Below are 17,662 nucleotides of genomic sequence, written 5' to 3'. Positions count from 1 at the left end.
AGCTTAATATGGAATATGGAATTCAGACATTTTCTCTTGTGAAAAGGTTCGGAAATATTACAGCTGTAAATAATCTTGATATCAGTGTGAGACAAAACACCATATTCGGGCTGGTGGGCCCGGACGGAGCAGGCAAGACAACAACCATGCGCATGCTGAGCTCGCTGCAAAAGCCAGACGGAGGAACGGGAAACATAGGCGGCCTGGACATAGTGAGAGACAGCGAGGAAATAAAGAGGCATATTGGTTACATGCCTCAGAAATTCAGTTTGTACGGAGATTTGACAGTGCTTGAGAACCTGGAGTTTTATTCTGAAATTTATCAGGTTCCCAAAAAAGAAAGCAGGCAAAAAATAAAATTTCTGCTGGAATTCAGCAACTTAAACAGTCATTCATACAAGCTGGCGGATCAGCTTTCCGGAGGGATGAAGCAGAAGCTTGCTCTTTCATGCAACCTTATCCATTCTCCGAAGTATCTGTTTCTTGATGAGCCCACCATCGGCGTTGATCCTGTAGCCAGGAGAGAACTATGGAAGATACTTTTTGACTTGAAGAAGCAGGGAGTTACAATTTTCATAAGCACGCCATACATGGATGAGGCGGAAAGGTGCGATGAAATAGGACTCATGGACAAGGGAAGGATAATTGAAAAAGGAAGACCGGACAGCATAATAAGCAGTTTCTCAAATCACATACTGTGCGTTTTGTCTGAAGACAACCATGCTGCAAAGGATGAGGCTCAAAGGCTAAAGAGCGTTCAGGATACGTACCTGCTGGGGGAAGAGCTTCATGTGGTTACACAGGATCCAGTTAAAACCGTTGAGGAACTTCGCAAAGCATTTGAAACTTCCGTCATGAACTACAGCATAAATGAAATTTCTCCTGCTCTGGAGGATGTGTTTGTGCATATTGTAAAAAATCAGGGTCATGGAGATGAATATGGAAAATGCAATTGAAATAAGAAACCTCACGAAAACCTTCGGTGATTTTACGGCTGTAAACCATGTTTCCTTCAACGTAAAAAAAGGCCAGGTATTTGGATTCCTGGGCCCCAACGGTTCAGGCAAGACAACGGTAATAAGAATGATCCTGGGCCTGATTAATCCCACATCCGGTTCAGGAAGTATTCTGGGCTTTGACATTGCAGGGGACAGGGAAAAACTAAGAAACAGCATCGGGTACATGTCTCAGAAGTTCAGTTTGTACGAGGAGCTGACCGTTGAAGAAAATCTGGACTTTTACGGGGGAGTGTACTGCATACCGCATAACAGGATGAAGGAGAAGAAAAAAGAAATACTTAAGATGGCTGATTTGAGCGGAAGGGAAAAAATGATAGTTTCCAATCTGTCAGGGGGATGGAAACAGCGCCTTGCGCTTGGCTGTTCCATCATTCACGAACCGGACATACTCCTTCTGGACGAACCTACGGGAGGTGTTGACCCCATAGCAAGAAGGCAGTTCTGGGACATAATATACAATTTGTCAAAAATGGGCGTTACAATACTTGTAACCACTCACTACATGGATGAGGCAGAACACTGCAGCTCCATAGGTTTTCTTTATTATGGGAACATGCTGTCCATGGACACTCCAAACAACATGAAAGAAAATGTAATCGACGGAGATATTTTTGAAATAAAAGCTGACGAGCCATTAAAGTCCATTGAACTTCTGAAAAAGAAAAACTGGGTGAAGGATGCGTCTGTTTATGGCGCAGGAATTCATGCCATGACGGAAAAAGGTGAAATGCCTTATGACCTGGAACATTACCTTGTGCAAAATGGTGTGGCAGTCCAAAGCATCAGAAAAGTAAAGCCGTCGCTGGAGGATGTGTTTGTTTTTCTGGTGGAAAAGGAAAAAAGAAAAGGGGTGATGAATTGAACTTCAATATAAATAGAATAAAATCAATCATAAAAAAGGAATTTGCACAAATTAAAAGAGACAGGCGAACCATAGCAATCATCATAATGATGCCCATAATGGAGCTGCTGCTGTTCGGTTATGCGGCATCAACCAGCGTCGACCACATACCGGCTGCGGTCTTAAACAACGACATTGGGGAAGAAAGCAGGGACCTGCTGCAAAAACTTGTGAACTCCCAGTACCTTGACATAGAGTATTATGTTAAAAGCATGGATGAACTGGAAAAAATTATAGACAGCGGTCAGGCAAGGGCCGGATTTGTAATACCTCCTGATTTCTCAGACCATATAAAAACCGGAAAGACAGCCCAGATACAGCTTATTGTGGACGGAACCGACCCTACGACCGCACAGACCGTACTGTCCGGTGCAGGAGCAGTCGTCCAGTCAATGTCGGTTGAAATAACTCAACAGTACAGAGGAGCAATTGTGTCTTCGTCACTGGATTTAAGGAGCAGGGTGTGGTACAATCCGGACATGAGCAGCATTTACTTCAACATACCAGGTCTCATAGGAGTCATACTGCAGACAGTGACCCTTATGCTAACTTCATTTTCAATAGTGAGGGAAAGGGAAAGAGGAACAATGGAACAGCTTATTGTAACTCCCATAACAAAGATGGAACTCATGATTGGAAAAATTATTCCATATGTTATAATAGGATTTGTGGATATTGTGCTTGCACTGGCTCTTTCGGTATTCTGGTTTCGGGTTCCCATAACAGGAAGCATTACGCTGCTTCTTTTGTTCTCCCTAATGTTTCTGTTTGGTGCGCTGGGAGTTGGCCTTATCATTTCGACGGTATCAAAAAGCCAGCTTCAGGCAATGCAGCTATCGATGTTCATGATAATGCCCAACATACTTCTTTCCGGATACATGTTTCCAAGAGAAGCCATGCCGGAAATAATAAATGCAATAAGCAGGGTCCTTCCGCTTACATACTTCATAAAGGTGCTTCGCGGAATAATTCTTAAAGGAAACGGATTTGCAGAGCTGTATAAGGAATTTATAATACTTGCTGCTTTCGGCATAGGGTTTCTGACCCTTGCCACAATAAAATTCAAAAAGAAAATAGAATAATCAGGAGGATTTATGACATCCACAATCGCTTTGTACGTTATTGCCGCGGCGGCTCTGGGGGCTTCATTTGCCAAGAGCAGGCAAAACACAAAACTTGCCTTGAAGAAGGCTTGGAAATCATTTGAAAACATCATGCCGCAGTTTCTCACAATTTTAATTATCATAGGAATAATGCTTGCCATTCTCACGCCGGAGCAGATATCAGGACTCATAGGAAGCGAATCGGGATGGCTTGGAGTGGTAGTGGCGTCGGTCATCGGAGCCATAACTCTCATACCCGGATTCATCGCATTCCCGCTGGCAGCAGCACTTTTAAAAAGCGGCGCAGGCTACATGCAGATTGCTGCATTCATCTCTACGCTGATGATGGTGGGCGTTGTGACTATGCCTGTTGAGATGAAGTTCTTCGGCAAAAAGGCAACGATCATCAGAAATGTTGAAGCCTTCGTATTTTCTTACCTGGTGGCATTTGTAATGGGGGTGTTTCTGTAATGGACAAATTTATTAAAACAATAAAAAAATACAGGTTCTTTCTTGTTCTGGCAGCCATAAATGCTGTATTGGCAGTCATAAGACCTGATATAGGAGCTAAGTCCGTAAATATATCCATAGACAACGCACTGGAGATGCTTTCCATACTCCCTCCCATATTTGTTCTTTTGGGATTGTTGGACGTGTGGGTTAAAAAGGAGACAATGATAAAGTACATGGGTGAGAAGTCCGGCATAGTGGGGGTGCTGCTGGCATTTTTCCTGGGCTCGGCCGCTGCCGGTCCGCTTTATGCTGCCTTTCCTGTGGCGGTGGTTCTGCTTAAAAAGGGAAGCAAGCTTTCCAACGTGCTCATTATGATAGGAGCCTGGTCCACAACCAAGATTCCTCTTCTGCTGTTTGAGGCATCGGCAATGGGAATAAGGTTCATGGCCCTGAGACTTGTTCTTGACCTGTTCGGTATTGCAGCAATCGCGTACACAACAGAAAAAATGCTTTCGCTGGAGGAAAAGGCAGAAATATATCTGAAGGCCGAAAAATCAGAGTAATACAATATTTCCCTCTCAAATATAAATTTTACAAAACCATTGACAGCACATTTCCCCGGTGGTAGAATGGGTTGAAAACCGACCGGTCGGTCGATGTAATTATGGAGGGAAAATGAAAAGGTTATTGACATTGCTATTGATTACAGCATTGGTTTCTACTGGGTGCGGCAGAAGTCAAAATGCGGATGCTGCTGCTATTGAAGAATCATATACGGCTGTTGAGGTTCAGACGCTTGAACCCATGGAGTTGTATATTGAAAATATTATGACAGCAAGAACTTATGCTGACAAGGACGTATACGTAGTTCCTTTAATGTCCGGAAAGGTAGAAAAGATTTATGTGGGCGTAGGGGACACGGTAAAAAAGGATGACATCCTTTTCGTCATGGACAAGGAAGACATCAACAAGCAGGTGCAGCAATCATTTGCAGCTTACGAGGCGGTCAAGGCAGGCTACGAAGCGAGTGCTTCGCAGATGGATACGGCAAAGAAATCCTTTGAAAGGGTTGAAAATCTTTACAAGGAAGGCGTCGTGTCAGAAACTGAATATGAAAAGGCTAAGCTGGCAGCATCCGACGAAGCTCTGGAAGCTACAGCTAAAAGTGTTGAACAGGCCAGGTTAGGCTACGAAATAGCTGCAAAGGCACTTGACAACGCAGAGGTGAAGGCTCCCATATCAGGAGTGGTTTCAGACATAGGCATCGTGGAGGGAGAATTTGCCACATCATCAAAGCCGCCAATCACAATAGTGGATTCAGACAGCATAACCGTCGAGCTTGCTGTACCGGGAAACATGGTCAACAAGATGCAGAAGGGAACAAAGGTCAAAGTTGACATCGATGCTGCCGGTTTCAGCCAGGAAACTGTAATAGACAGCATCAGCACCAGCGCCGACGCTGTGACGAACCTGTACACTGTAAGCATAGTTCTTGAAAACAACGGAGCGATCAAGCCCGGAATGTTTGCCAAAGTCAGATTTGAAACGGACAACATACAAAACGCGCTGGCTGTAAAAACTGAAGCCGTTATAGAGAAAAACGGAAAAAGCTACGTATATGTGGCAGACGGTGAAGCTGCTTTGGAAAAAGAAGTTGTTACAGGCCTTGACAATGGTGCGTACATTGAAATCAAGTCTGGCCTTGCATCAGGAGACAAAGTAATTGTGAAAGGCCAGGATTATTTAACAAGCGGAAGCAAAATAAAGGTTGTAAGGGGTGAATAGGAATGCTTGCCAGATTTTCTGTAAAAAAACCCGTTACTATAACAATGATGATCCTGATAGTGATAGTATTGGGTGCCATATCACTGAGCAAGCTTTCAATAGATTTGCTTCCTAACATAGAACTTCCCATAGCGGTTGTTCAGACAACCTACTCGGGAGCAGGACCCGAGGAAATAGAAAACCTCATCACAATACCCATGGAACAGGCCGTGGGAACAATAGAGAACATAGATACCATAACATCACGTTCCAATGATGGAAGCTCTCTGCTTATTATGCAGTTTGATTTTGGAACGGACATGGATAATGCCACACTGCAGATGAGAGAAAAGATAGACCTTATAAAAGGATATCTGCCCAGCGGGGCATCCACACCCATCGTCATGAAAATAGACCTTGACAGCATGCCCATAGTGCAGCTGGCTGTTTCCAGCAAGGGAAGCCTTCAGACCACGCAAAAGCTGGCAGAGGACATAATTCAGCCGCGCCTTGAGCGAATTGAAGGCACAGCTTCAGCCGATGTATACGGAGGTCTTGAAAGGGAAGTGCAGATAGCCCTGAAGGAGGAAATGACAAAAGGCTTCAACCTGAGCCTGGGTTATATTTCAGGAATCATCCAGTCAGAGAACCTGAACCTTTCAGGCGGAACCGTAATGAAGGGAAACAACGAGCTTTCCGTAAGAACTGTCGGAGAGTTCAATTCAGTTGAAGAAATAAGAAACCTGAACATTCCTCTTCCGGCAGGAGGAACTGTAAGATTAAGTGATATTGCCGATGTAAATCTGGTCAACAAGGATCAGTCAACAATCACAAAGCTTAACGGAACGGATGTTGTTCAGATATCCGTTATGAAACAGTCAGACGGAAACACCGTAAAGGTAGCCGGTGACGTAAGCAAAGAAATTGAAAAGATTAAGAAGGAATACCCGGATTTAAACATAGAGACGGTTTTTAACCAGGCAGACTACATAAACCGTTCCATAAACAATCTGAAAAATACGGCTGTCATAGGAGCCGTACTTGCAGTGGTCATACTCCTTATATTTTTAAGGAGCTTCAAGACAACTTTGGTAATAGGACTTTCAATACCGATTTCAATCATAACCACATTCGTACTGTTGTATTTTGCAGGTATAACATTGAATATGATGACAATCGGAGGTCTTGCTCTGGGTATAGGAATGCTCGTAGACAATTCCATCGTAGTGCTTGAGAACATCTATAGGCACAGAAGCCAGGGGATGGATAGAATCACTGCATCTGTGGAAGGAACCAATGAGGTTTCCATGGCTGTCATGGCTTCCACGCTGACCACGGTGGCAGTATTCATACCGATTGTTTTCACAGGAGGCTTGGCAGCGACCATATTCAAGGATTTCGCCCTGACCATAGTAATGGCTCTAATGAGTTCACTGTTGATCGCGCTTACGCTGGTGCCCATGATGAGCTCGAAGCTTGTTTCTGTAAGGAACCTGGAATCAGAAGAAGAGCAGGAGAAAAAGCACGGACTGCTGGTTACAATGTACAAGAGAGTACTGAGCTGGAGCTTAAGGCACAGAATTTCCACTGTTGCCATAGCATTTGGCATATTTGCAGCAAGCATTGCCATGGTAGCCGCTGTGGGAGCGGAATTTTTCCCGGCAACGGATGAAGGGCAGTTAAGCATAAGCATCACACTTCCCGACGGCTCCGATGTAACAGATGTGGAGCAGGTTCTTGATGAAGTCAATGGGCTTATAAAAGACATCCCTGAAGTAGATAAGGTGTTCACTTCGGCAGGAAGCAGCGGAACCATGAGCTTCTCAACGAACTCAAACAGAGGAAGTATAATGGTGATGCTGTCAGACCTGAAGGAAAGGGACAGAAGCGTCAAGGAAGTAAGCGACGATATAAGGACGTTGGTAAAGGATGTACCCGGGGCTGAAATCAGCGTTACCGAAACATCAACCATGTCCATGAGCATGAGCGGAGGGGCAATATCCATAAGCATCAAGGGAGACGACCTTGATACGCTGAAACAAATCGGAAACGATTTTAAGGAAATCATCCAAAAAGTAGAAGGTACAAGAGAAGTAGAATCAAGCTATGAAGAGGGAATACCACAAATTCAGGTAGTCGCCGACAGGGGCGTCGCATCTTTGTACGGACTGACAACGGCACAGATCGGTTCACAGGTGTCAGGTACGCTGGCAGGCTCAACCGTGACGAAGTTCAAGGTTGACGGAAATGAACTCGATGTGGTGCTCAAGGGTGACAGCACTTACGGACAAAGCATGTCGCTGCTGAATACGCTGCCCATAACAACCGGCAAGGGTGGATCTGTTCCGCTGTCAGAAGTGGCAGAAATCAAAGTTGCAAGAGGTCCTGTAAGCATAGCCAGGGAAAATCAGACAAGGATACTTACTGTTTCAGGAGACGTTGCCGGCAGGGATGTGCAGTCTGTTTCAAATGATATAACAAAGGCTCTTGAGGGATATGAAATGCCAAACGGCTACACCTACTCCTTTGGAGGCGAGACCGAACAGATACAGGAAACTTTCGCCGATTTGTTCATGGTGATGATTGTTGCGGTTGTGCTTGTTTACATGATCATAGCAGCTCAGTTTGAGTCGCTGATTCAGCCGTTGTCCATCATGTTTTCGGTTCCTCTGGCTCTTTCGGGAGGCTTCATAGGATTGTTCATCACAGGGCTTCCTCTCAATGTAATAGGGCTCATAGGAATGATTATCCTGGTAGGAATAGTTGTTAACAACGCCATTGTTCTCATAGATTACGTAAACAACAGGCGAAGAAAGGGAGAAAGCAGGACTGAAGCAATAATGAAGGCTGGGCCCATAAGAATAAGGCCAATAATGATGACTGCACTGACAACCATACTGGGCCTCGTGCCTATGTCCCTTGGAATGGGTGAAGGAGCCGAGCTTACACAGTCAATGGGTGTGGTGGTAATAGGCGGACTTGCTTTATCCACAGTGCTGACACTGGTTCTGGTTCCTGTAATGTATACAATCTTTGATGACATTACACAGTTCTTCAAGAGAAAATTTGTAAAGAATGATCATATGGCAGAGCAATCATAGGAGGATAAATGGCGGAATACAATCAGAAAAGAAAAGATATACTGACATCTGCAAGGTCTTTGTTCAGGGAGAAGGGATTCCACAACACGAAGATAGAGGAAATTGCTGCAAAGGCAGGCGTGGGCAAAGGAACGGTGTACGAGTATTTCACCAGCAAGCAGGAAATATTCGATGAAACCTGCATAGACAAGGTTGCTGTAATACATGATTCTCTTGAGGAAATAAACAGCAGGAACATAAGCTTTAGGGAAAAGATAGAAGAAATGCTGTCCATGAAGGAAACAAACACGGAGTTTGCTGAAGCCAGCGTCGATGGCGTAATGACAAACAAGAATATAATTTCCAAGAAAGTTGTCCTTGCCATGATGAACCATGTGGATGACATGTACAAAATAATCGTGAAGATGATTGATCAGGGCAAGGAGGAAGGCTCAGTCAGCAAAGACGTTTCGTCGGAGCTGATAGCCTGCCTCATTGTGGGAGCCAGCGGAGAATTCGTAAGATTCAGGCATTTGAACGGGCGGACTGTCCCTATGGATAAGAAAACTATTATAAATTTACTTTTTAACGGTTTTGGTGTAAAATAGAAGAAAATATATGAGTATGGAGGGAGTATGAAAAGAAAAACAGCGCTGTTACTGGCGATGGTACTATTGATGAGTACGATACAGACAAATTACGCTGCTGCTGAGGAAGAAACACCTGCCCCAGCACAGCAGGCCGAAACTTCCGTGGAGGCAGCAGGGCCCATGGAGCTGTCTGTTGAGGAAGCCATAAGACTGGCTGCCGAAAACGACAGGAAGATGTGGAAAATAGACGATGCAATAAAACAGATGAAGGAAATGCGAAGAAGCGGCAGCGACGCCAAGGAACAGGCCGAAGCTCTCATGGACATGTCACTGGAAGTTCTTTCAGCACTTCAGGTTGACGTTACAAGCAACTATGTGGAGGCACTTCTTGCCAAGAACGGCTACTACATAAAAACAGCAGACACACAGATGAAGCTTCTGGAGAAAAACAAGGAAGTGTTGACTGCGGGCATTGAAATAAAAACCAAATCTCTTTACTACAGCGTTCTGGCTGCAGAAAAGACAATAGAAATAAATAAGGCAAAGCTTGACAGCGCCAAGGAGCAGCTGAGGGTTATCACACTTAAGTTCAACAACGGTTCAGCCACCAAGGCAGAGGTTCTGAAGGGAGAAATGTCTGTGCAGCAGGCTCAGACGGACCTTGATTCTTCCAATGACGATCTGGACATGGCAAAGCTCAGCCTGTTAAACGGCCTTAACCTTCCATTTGCAACTGAAGTAACCCTTACTGACAAGGAACTTGACTATGTGCCAACTCAGGACATTAAGCTGGACGAGGCCATTGAAACTGCCAAGTCAAACAGGCCTGAAATAATTGAAGCAGAAAATGCACTTGAACTTCAGAAGATTAAAACTCATGTTTACACAGCATACTACACATCAAACCTGAGACAGAACAAGGCTGCCCAGGAAGAACTGAAGGATGCCGAGCTCAATGTTCCTCAGGCTTACAAGGATGTGGAGCTGGATGTAAGGACATCATACCTGAATCTGGTGAAGGCTGAAAGAGCCCTGGTGAATATGGATAAGACCGTTGAGCTTGCAAAGGAAGCAGCAAGAATCAACAAGCTGCTTTACGAAAACGGAATGGCGGCGGCAGCAGATGTAATAGAAGCCAATGCAAGTCTTGCACAGGCAGAAATCGGACGCTACCAGCTTTTGGTGTCATACAACCTGAACAAGCTGATGTTTGATAACTCACACCTGATAGGTGCAGCAAGCGCCGCAAATTAAAGAGTTTTGTAGGATGTGAATTTCATTCCGGGCGGCAGCGAAGAATTTCATCTGTTGAAATGAAGAGATGCTTCAAGCTTTGCCTTCAGAATGACACGTTCGAAAATACTTAGTAATCAAATAAGGAAGCCACGGCTTCCTTATTTTTATTCACCCTTCCTGAACAATCCTGACAGGGATTTCAGTGCAGTCAGCCCGAATCCCACATACATGTTGATGCCGAACACGAAGCCTCCCAGACCGTACAGCATGAGCCTGCAGAAATATTTTTCTCCGAAGGAATTGAACATTTCATGAATTTTTCGGGGTTCCATATTTTCGATTTCTTCTCTTGCAATGCGGTCGAACTGCACTGCCTTAAGAATATCGTCAAGGTTGTTTTTCAAACTGGATATGCTGGCATCTACGAAGACGTTAAGCAGGTACTCCTTCGTCTTCTCATCAGCGAATGCGAAGTTATGCTTTGCTGCCTCATCTATAATTGAACTTATGGCATCTTTTAAAACATTGTCGGCACCGCTGCTGTCAAGTAGCTTTGCTAAGGACAGATAAACGGAGCTTCGCAGTTCATCCTGGTCGGTGATGTCTGACAGCTTCACGCTTTTTATATGTTCCGCTGTCTGCATGATGGAATCAGACACTGCCTTTTTCAGCCCTCCGTCTTTTTCAAGTGCAGCAAATAAGCTGCTGAACACCTCTGATGCATCTTCCTCAGGAATACCATTTAAAAGTTCTTCAAACTTCATGTCGCAAATTTCTGATGAAAGTGCTGAAATTATCTTGTTTGCAGATGTATTGAAGTCCTCTTCGGTGAGTGAGGATAATGATGACAAAAATGCATCTATCTCGGCTCCGTATGAGTTGAAGATGGTGTTCATGTCGTTAAGGCTTAAGATTCTCAAGGTATCATTCAGGTTTCTTTCGGATTCTCTCTTGAAGGTCTCCGATGCCATGCGTGAAACTATCCGGCCGATTTTTTCCGAGTTGCCTTCGTCCAGGTATCTGTCGACCATGTCACCAATCTGCACTTTGTTGACGCTTTTATGAAGAATTCCAACCTTAGCCCTGTAAAATTTCTCTTCTATAACAGATGCGGCGATTTTGTAAAGTTCATCCTTTTTCTCATCCAGAAACACAGGTAGCTTTTCATCAAATATTTTTTTCATGAGCTCATCCACAATTGCATCGCCGCCCATGAAGGTGTACATGCCTCGTTCAAGAAAACCCAAACTGTTTTTTATTTCAGCCTGAACCATGGCTGATACCCTGCCCTTGTTATCCTTAATGCTGTGTTTTACCGTCATGAACAATTTTTCCAGCATGGTCGGAAGCTTTTGGTCCAGATAGCCTTTAAATCTTCCGTCAAAAAGGTCTTTGATTTCCTTGTCCTTGTCAAAAAGACGATTGAACAGATTTACTGCTCCCTGTGAGATTCTATCCCTTGAAGTCTTTGACAGAACCAGTGACTTAAGCTTTTCTCCGGCTGCATCTGCAAGATTGGATGATTTTTCTGCTCCCAGGATGTCCTTTATGCTCCTGTTCGTGTACCTTATGTATGCATCCTGGTGCTTTGAAGCAAGGTTTCTTAAATTGGAGCTGTCTGAGATGAAATTCCTGTATGCTTTGAAATACTTCTCCATGGCACCGCGCATGTAGTTTTCTGCTGCATCAGCAGGCAGAACATTCTCAATTTTCAAGGACCTTATGTGCGCATAAGCCATCCTACCCGGCTTATCACCCAGAAAAAACTCACAAGCTTCATCCGATATATTCTGTACGACTCCCTGTGTCAGTATGTCTGAAAGTCTCAGGTTCCCGGCTTTTTCTGAGATGAAATATGCAATTTTTTCTTCGTTTTCCTTTGCCTTTTCTTTTGTAAACCCGCAAATTCCCCGTGTTATGCTGTCTCTGTTGTTTGTAAGAAGATTGATTGCTGTTTCGTAGTTGTTTTCTGCAGCGTTTTTAATAAACCCTTCTCTTATGGAATCCTGGTATTCATCAAATAGCCTGTTTATGCTTTCCTGGCTCAGGAGACTTTTGTCAATGAAGCTTGCCGTGCTTCTGGCAAAGGATTTTTGATTCTTTACGATAAAGCCCTGAGAGAAGTTTTTTAAAAGAGGTATTTTGCTCAGTATTTTAATTTCCCTGTAGGGTCTGAACAGCATGTTGATGGCCAGAACGTTGGTTATAAGGCCCACAAAGGAGTATGTGGCCATGGCTGATGCATCTGTTCTGCCCGGGTCTGCAGGAGAGCCCTGCACCGCTGCCAGAATCAGACCGGCTGCTGCTCCCAAGAGTCCTCCGAAGAACATTATGGGTTTAAGCTCCCGTCCGATAAATTCATTGGCAAATCCCACAAGTTCGTCGTCGTTTAACCTGTTGAGGTTTGAAGAGACAATACCTTTGATTGAGCCTTTCAGTATGGTGTCTGTGTTGTTCACAGCATACTTTCTGAGAGCTTCAGAGCTGTTCTCGCTGAGCTTGTCGATGGAATTAACCCTGTCAACTGCTTCAGACACTTTAATGCTTCCTGCATTTGCAGTCAGCGTCTTCAGGGAATTCTTAATCTCACCTGACACTCTTTCATACACTTCGTTGTTTTTTAGAGACTGCTTGTGTGCTGCAGCTTCCGAAACCCAGGTCTGAATCCATGTTACGGCTGAAGGGCTTTTAGCAATGTATTCGGCAAAGTGTGGCCTTGCATTTATGATTGTATTTTTGGCAGTTTTCTCGTCAGCAAGCTCTGATATTTTTTTAAAGAGCAGTGTATTTAACTCATGGGTAAGCTTATCTTTTGCCATGGACAAGGCATAGTCCGAAGTCAGGATACCGGTTAAGCTCATTTTTTCAAGGGTAAAGTCGGGGGCGATGTCTCCAATGTGCAGGTTGCCTGCGCTGGTCAATGCTTCGTTAACGAAGCCTTCGATGTTGTTTTGCAGGTAATCCGATGCAAATTTTGCTGCCCATTTATCATCTATTCCGTTTCTTTCTGCCTCATCCGTAATTTCACGAAGGGACAGGCTGCTCAGCAGATCTGTTACTTTTGCGCTTATGGCATCCGAAAGCTTTTCAGGATTTGCAATCTTCTCCACAAAGGAAATTATCTTCTGGACTATGCTGTATTTGCGGCTTAGGTTTCCGAAGTATGTGTTCTTTATGGTTGATAAAAGCTTTCCTTTGAGCCCGTCGGATTCCTTTATAACCTCATCTATGGAATCCTCAAGCAATTTGTCAATTGAGCGGCTGTTTTCCTCAAGCCACTTCACTGCCTTTGCCGTGAGCGGTGGAATGCTTTCCTTAATTTGATTTTTAAGGTTTTCTTCAAAGGAAGCGTCCAGCAGGTCGAAGATGCTTTTATCGCATTTTTTGCCGTAATCGAATATGGAGCTGCACAAACTTTGTATGTGGCGCTGGCCGTTTTCGGATTCAACGTATTCCAGAAGCTTTCGTGAAATTACCTCTTGAAGGGGAAAGTCTTCAGAAACAATGCTTTTTAATCTCCTTTGGTAAAAAATATTCCTTGCTTCATGAATAGCTGTCTTTAGTTTAAGACCATCAGCCGCCTGGTCGTGCAAGTTGTATTTTTTCATGATTTCAACAAGTTTAACAATTACGTTTTCTGAAAGAACAGAGGATAATTTTCCCGAATCCTTGACCAGCTCGTTTAAGGAATAATCTCTCATGAGACAGTAAAGGGAGAAAAGGAATGTGTCCGGTATCTCTGTGTTTTTCAGGGTATCTTCTGCAAGGCTTAAAAGAGAGCCTGAAATTTTTTCAAGCTGTGGTTCTGTAAAAAAGTCTTCAGCATCCATGCTGTCGATTATAAAGTCTGTCAGCTGCTTTATGTTATCATCTGTCAGTTTTGAAATGAATACCATGCTTTTTTCCAAGGTTTCATCAAAACCGGGCACTTCTTCAAACTTGGTGCTGCCTGCAGACTCGTAGAGACTAGACCTTAAAAAGTCATCAGTAAGCATGTTGAATTTTTCCCTGAACTTTTCATCCAGGAGAATTTCATGGATCTTTTCCTTGTTGACGATGTCATTTTCTACCATGGTGCTTAAGTTGTCTATGAACTCTTCCCTTGTCTTTTTTATAACTCCGCCTATTTTCAACGGAGTGTATTCCTTGAAAAGCATGTTTATGGCATAGTCGTTTGTTATGTATCCGGCTGCTCCGCCTAAAATTGCCTGTGCTATATAATTTTGTAAAATTTCACTCATATTTTTCCTCTTTGTGTTAATAATAGAAGATTATATCACCAATTTTTAAAAATGCAATCAGTTGAAAAAAATACAGACTTATTGTCTGCAGAGGAGGCTGTAATAGTCACAGATTTAAAATTATATTGCTTAATAATGGTTTTTAATGTAAAATAGAATAAATAAGCAGAATCTATTAGGAGGAATAAAGCAAATGAAAACGTATAGCACTGACAAAATTAGAAACGTTGCCTTAATCGGCCACAGTAACTGTGGCAAAACAACGCTGACGGAATCACTTTTGTACTTTACCAATGTTACTAACCGCATGGGTAAAGTTGAAGACGGTAATACAGTTTCGGACTTCGATAAAGAAGAAAAAGACAGACAAGTTTCTATTGGCACTTCAGTTATACCAATAGAATTTGGCAATACAAAAATTAATTTTCTTGACACTCCTGGATATTTTGATTTCGTAGGTGAAGTTTACGGAGCCCTGAGGGTAGCAAGCGGAGCCGTTTTAGTAGTAGATGCAGGCTCAGGAATAGAAGTTGGAACTGAGAAAGCATGGAAGTATGCAGAACAAAGAAACATGCCAAGAATAATATTGCTTAACAAAATGGATAAAGAAAACGTTAAATTCGATCAGGTTCTCGAACAATTGAGAGAAAGGTTCGGAAAAAAGGTTGCTCCATTTACAATTCCTCTTGGTAAAGGCGAAAATCACGACGGATACATGGATATCCTAAATAGACAATGCTATATCGGTATGGATCCTGTTGACACTTTACCGGACACAGCTGAAAAGGCTGAAAGGGTAAGAGCTCTTTTGATGGAAAGCGTTGCCGAGACAGATGATGAACTGCTTGATAAATATTTCAACGGCGAAGAATTTACGGATGAAGAAATACATACCGGATTAAAGAAGGCTGTTCTGGCAGGAGAACTGGTTCCTGTAGTTCTTGGAGCTGCAATAAAGGGGCTGGGAGCAAAACTGCTTATGAACACAATAATTGAGTACCTGCCAAGCGCACAGGATATGGCAGAAGTAAAAGGATTGAATGGATCTAAAGAAGAAACAAGAAAAGTTGATATACAATCTCCACTTTCAGCTTTGGTTTTCAAAACAATAGTAGACCCCTTTGTTGGCAAAATTTCGTTGTTCAAGGTTATGTCCGGTTCAATTAAAAAGGATATGGATATTTACAATGCGGATTTAGGTGAAACAGAAAGAATCGGAAGTATTTTTTGCTTAAGAGGAAAAGATCAGGTTGAAGTTTCTGAAATAGCAGCAGGAGACATCGGTGCAACTTCTAAATTGCAATACTTTAAAACCGGAGATACTATTTCAACAAAAACAAACCCAATAGTATACGAAGGCATAGATTTCCCTAAACCATGCTATTTCATGGCAGTAAGTGCCAAATCAAAAGATAATGATGAAAAAGTTGGTACAGGACTTCACAAACTTAATGAAGAAGACCCAACCTTTATAATAGAAAGAAACGTAGAAACAAAGGAACAAATAATTGGAGGACAAGGAAATATTCAGCTTGAGGTTATTGCCAACAAACTTAAAAACAACTTCAAGGCTGAAGTAAATCTTACCCCGCCTAAGGTTGCATACAGAGAAACCATAAGAGGCAAGTCAGACGTTCAGGGAAAACACAAGAAACAGTCAGGCGGAGCAGGACAATACGGAGATGTTCGTGTAAGGTTTGAGCCTTCACAGACTGAATTTGAATTTGTGGATGAAGTCTTCGGAGGAGCAGTTCCAAGAAACTTTATACCTGCAGTTGAAAAGGGACTCCATGAATGCATGGACAAAGGAGTATTGGCAGGATGCAAGGTTGTGGGCGTAAAGGCGACATTGTATGATGGTTCTTACCACGACGTTGACTCCAACGAAATGTCATTTAAACTGGCCGCTTCATTGGCCTTCAAAAAAGGTATAGCTGAAGCTAAACCTGTTCTTCTTGAGCCTGTTGCCAAGGTTGAAATAAGCATTCCTGATGAATACTTAGGAGACATTATGGGCGACATGAACAAGAGAAGAGGAAAAATCCTCGGCATGGAACAGCAGGAAGACGGAACCCAGCATGTTATGGCTGAGGCACCTATGGCTGAGATGTACACCTATGCCATAGACCTTAAGTCAATGACACAGGCAAGAGGAAGCTTCACAATGGAATTTTTGAGATACGACGAAATGCCGTTCTCAATGGCCGAAAAGGTAATATCAGACTACAAGACCAAGAACGAAAACTAGTTGTAGTTCTTGATAAAGGTTGATAAAAGTCTGGCTTAAACACACACGAAAATTGACTTACCAAACACCTCCTGGTTAAATACAAGGAGGTGTTTTTTATGGCAAAAAGAAATAGAAATAGATTATGAAAATGATTAAGAATGTTTAGGTTCAGGAACGGTATAGATTCTGCATTTACGCTTTTTTATTTACAACTTTATTTATTAAGGTTATTTCATTATTCATATCAATTTATAAATTACGACATATAATACTAACATAATTCTATATATAAGGTGATTATATGTCTACAAACATAACAAATCAAGACAGAATAAGTACGGTGACTGTTGGAAGGCTGGCACCTGATTTCAGAGCCTTATCCACTCACGGCTATATTAATTTATCAGATTACAGAGGGTCATGGGTTGTATTATTCAGTCATCCGGCAGCTTTTTCTCCAGTATCGACCACAGAAATTATTATGGGTTCTTATTATTATCCAGAATATGTAAAAAGAAATGTAAAAGTAATTGGACTGACTACGGATAACAATTTTGCAAATTTAGCATGGGTGTATGATGTTTTTGCTAAAACAGGAATAAGCGTTCCATTTCCTGTTATTTCAGACAATGATAAAGATATTTCAAATCTTTATGGCATGGTAAATGCAGACAGAACTTATGAAGAATCTGTACGAGATGCTTTTATAATAAACCCTGAAGGAAAAATAGCAGCAATCGTAACAATGCCTCATACAAACGGAAGAAATGCTGTAGAAATGTTAAGGATTATTGATGCACTTCAAATAACTGCAAATTATAATTATTTCACCCCTGCTGCATGGCAGCCTGGTGATTCTGTAATAGTACCTCCGGTTCATACATATGAAGAGCTTATTAACAGAGTTGATTCGGCTGCTGAATTAGGTTATGAATGTCCATTTTGGTATGTATGTTATAAGAACATTAATACTGAAACTGAAACAGAAGAGATAAATTATGAAAATCCAAATCTAAATACACAAAATTACAATTGCGAAGTATAG

Annotated in this window: 12 protein-coding genes; 11 read left to right on the top strand and 1 reads right to left on the bottom strand. The window is 42.6% G+C overall.

Annotated elements, in window-relative coordinates; all coding sequences use genetic code 11:
* The first annotated feature begins 8 nt into the window (after positions 1–8).
* The 9 genes from AAGU76_RS09295 to AAGU76_RS09255 all read left to right on the top strand — a co-directional run bounded on the left by AAGU76_RS09295 (position 9) and on the right by AAGU76_RS09255 (position 10,164).
* Positions 9–956, top strand: a complete 948-nt coding sequence (locus tag AAGU76_RS09295) for an ABC transporter ATP-binding protein (RefSeq protein WP_342485197.1) — start codon at positions 9–11, stop codon at positions 954–956.
* The gene (locus tag AAGU76_RS09290; protein ID WP_342485196.1) at positions 940–1,881 is read left to right on the top strand and encodes an ABC transporter ATP-binding protein; all 942 of its coding nucleotides are present in this window, start codon (positions 940–942) and stop codon (positions 1,879–1,881) included. Before AAGU76_RS09295 ends, AAGU76_RS09290 begins: the two co-directional genes overlap by 17 nt.
* Positions 1,878–3,002 (top strand): ABC transporter permease, encoded by a 1,125-nt coding sequence (locus tag AAGU76_RS09285; protein WP_342485195.1) that lies wholly within the window; start codon positions 1,878–1,880, stop codon positions 3,000–3,002. Before AAGU76_RS09290 ends, AAGU76_RS09285 begins: the two co-directional genes overlap by 4 nt.
* A gap of 12 nt (positions 3,003–3,014) precedes the next feature.
* Entirely contained in the window at positions 3,015–3,494 is a 480-nt protein-coding gene (locus AAGU76_RS09280; protein ID WP_342485194.1) for a permease, read from the top strand.
* The gene (locus AAGU76_RS09275; RefSeq protein ID WP_342485193.1) at positions 3,494–4,039 is read left to right on the top strand and encodes a permease; all 546 of its coding nucleotides are present in this window, start codon (positions 3,494–3,496) and stop codon (positions 4,037–4,039) included. The genes AAGU76_RS09280 and AAGU76_RS09275 overlap by 1 nt, the downstream gene beginning before the upstream one ends.
* Positions 4,040–4,151: 112 nt before the next feature.
* Complete coding sequence (locus AAGU76_RS09270) at positions 4,152–5,261, top strand: efflux RND transporter periplasmic adaptor subunit (RefSeq protein ID WP_342485192.1); 1,110 nt, start codon at positions 4,152–4,154, stop codon at positions 5,259–5,261.
* A 2-nt stretch (positions 5,262–5,263) separates the two neighbouring features.
* Positions 5,264–8,341: an efflux RND transporter permease subunit gene (locus AAGU76_RS09265; protein ID WP_342485191.1), complete on the top strand. Its 3,078-nt coding sequence runs from the start codon at positions 5,264–5,266 to the stop codon at positions 8,339–8,341.
* Between the two features lie 8 nt (positions 8,342–8,349).
* Positions 8,350–8,928: a TetR/AcrR family transcriptional regulator gene (locus tag AAGU76_RS09260; RefSeq protein ID WP_342485190.1), complete on the top strand. Its 579-nt coding sequence runs from the start codon at positions 8,350–8,352 to the stop codon at positions 8,926–8,928.
* 27 nt (positions 8,929–8,955) lie between these two features.
* Positions 8,956–10,164: a TolC family protein gene (locus AAGU76_RS09255; RefSeq protein ID WP_342485189.1), complete on the top strand. Its 1,209-nt coding sequence runs from the start codon at positions 8,956–8,958 to the stop codon at positions 10,162–10,164.
* 146 nt (positions 10,165–10,310) lie between these two features.
* Here AAGU76_RS09255 and AAGU76_RS09250 read toward each other — a convergent pair whose 3' ends face one another.
* Entirely contained in the window at positions 10,311–14,387 is a 4,077-nt protein-coding gene (locus AAGU76_RS09250) for a DUF445 family protein (protein ID WP_342485188.1), read from the bottom strand.
* A gap of 193 nt (positions 14,388–14,580) precedes the next feature.
* Here AAGU76_RS09250 and fusA point away from each other — a divergent pair, with 193 nt between their 5' ends.
* A complete protein-coding gene (gene fusA / locus AAGU76_RS09245; RefSeq protein WP_342485187.1) occupies positions 14,581–16,635 on the top strand; it encodes an elongation factor G in 2,055 nt (684 codons plus the stop codon).
* Between the two features lie 283 nt (positions 16,636–16,918).
* Complete coding sequence (locus AAGU76_RS09240) at positions 16,919–17,662, top strand: peroxiredoxin (protein ID WP_342485186.1); 744 nt, start codon at positions 16,919–16,921, stop codon at positions 17,660–17,662.

The organism is Sedimentibacter sp. (assembly GCF_038562225.1).
In the GTDB taxonomy this organism is placed as follows: Bacteria; Bacillota; Clostridia; order Tissierellales; family Sedimentibacteraceae; genus Sedimentibacter.
The sequence above is the reverse complement of the archived record's forward strand: the minus strand, read 5'-3'. Positions and strand labels throughout refer to the sequence as shown.

Excerpts from the sequence above, each read along its gene's own strand:
- AAGU76_RS09295 (WP_342485197.1), top strand. The coding sequence starts at position 9 with ATGGAATATGGAATTCAGACATTTTCTCTTGTGAAAAGGTTCGGAAAT.
- AAGU76_RS09290 (WP_342485196.1), top strand. The coding sequence starts at position 940 with ATGGAAAATGCAATTGAAATAAGAAACCTCACGAAAACCTTCGGTGAT.
- AAGU76_RS09280 (WP_342485194.1), top strand. The coding sequence starts at position 3,015 with ATGACATCCACAATCGCTTTGTACGTTATTGCCGCGGCGGCTCTGGGG.
- AAGU76_RS09275 (WP_342485193.1), top strand. The coding sequence starts at position 3,494 with ATGGACAAATTTATTAAAACAATAAAAAAATACAGGTTCTTTCTTGTT.
- AAGU76_RS09270 (WP_342485192.1), top strand. The coding sequence starts at position 4,152 with ATGAAAAGGTTATTGACATTGCTATTGATTACAGCATTGGTTTCTACT.
- AAGU76_RS09265 (WP_342485191.1), top strand. The coding sequence starts at position 5,264 with ATGCTTGCCAGATTTTCTGTAAAAAAACCCGTTACTATAACAATGATG.
- AAGU76_RS09260 (WP_342485190.1), top strand. The coding sequence starts at position 8,350 with ATGGCGGAATACAATCAGAAAAGAAAAGATATACTGACATCTGCAAGG.
- AAGU76_RS09255 (WP_342485189.1), top strand. The coding sequence starts at position 8,956 with ATGAAAAGAAAAACAGCGCTGTTACTGGCGATGGTACTATTGATGAGT.
- AAGU76_RS09250 (WP_342485188.1), bottom strand. The coding sequence starts at position 14,387 with ATGAGTGAAATTTTACAAAATTATATAGCACAGGCAATTTTAGGCGGA.
- fusA (WP_342485187.1), top strand. The coding sequence starts at position 14,581 with ATGAAAACGTATAGCACTGACAAAATTAGAAACGTTGCCTTAATCGGC.
- AAGU76_RS09240 (WP_342485186.1), top strand. The coding sequence starts at position 16,919 with ATGTCTACAAACATAACAAATCAAGACAGAATAAGTACGGTGACTGTT.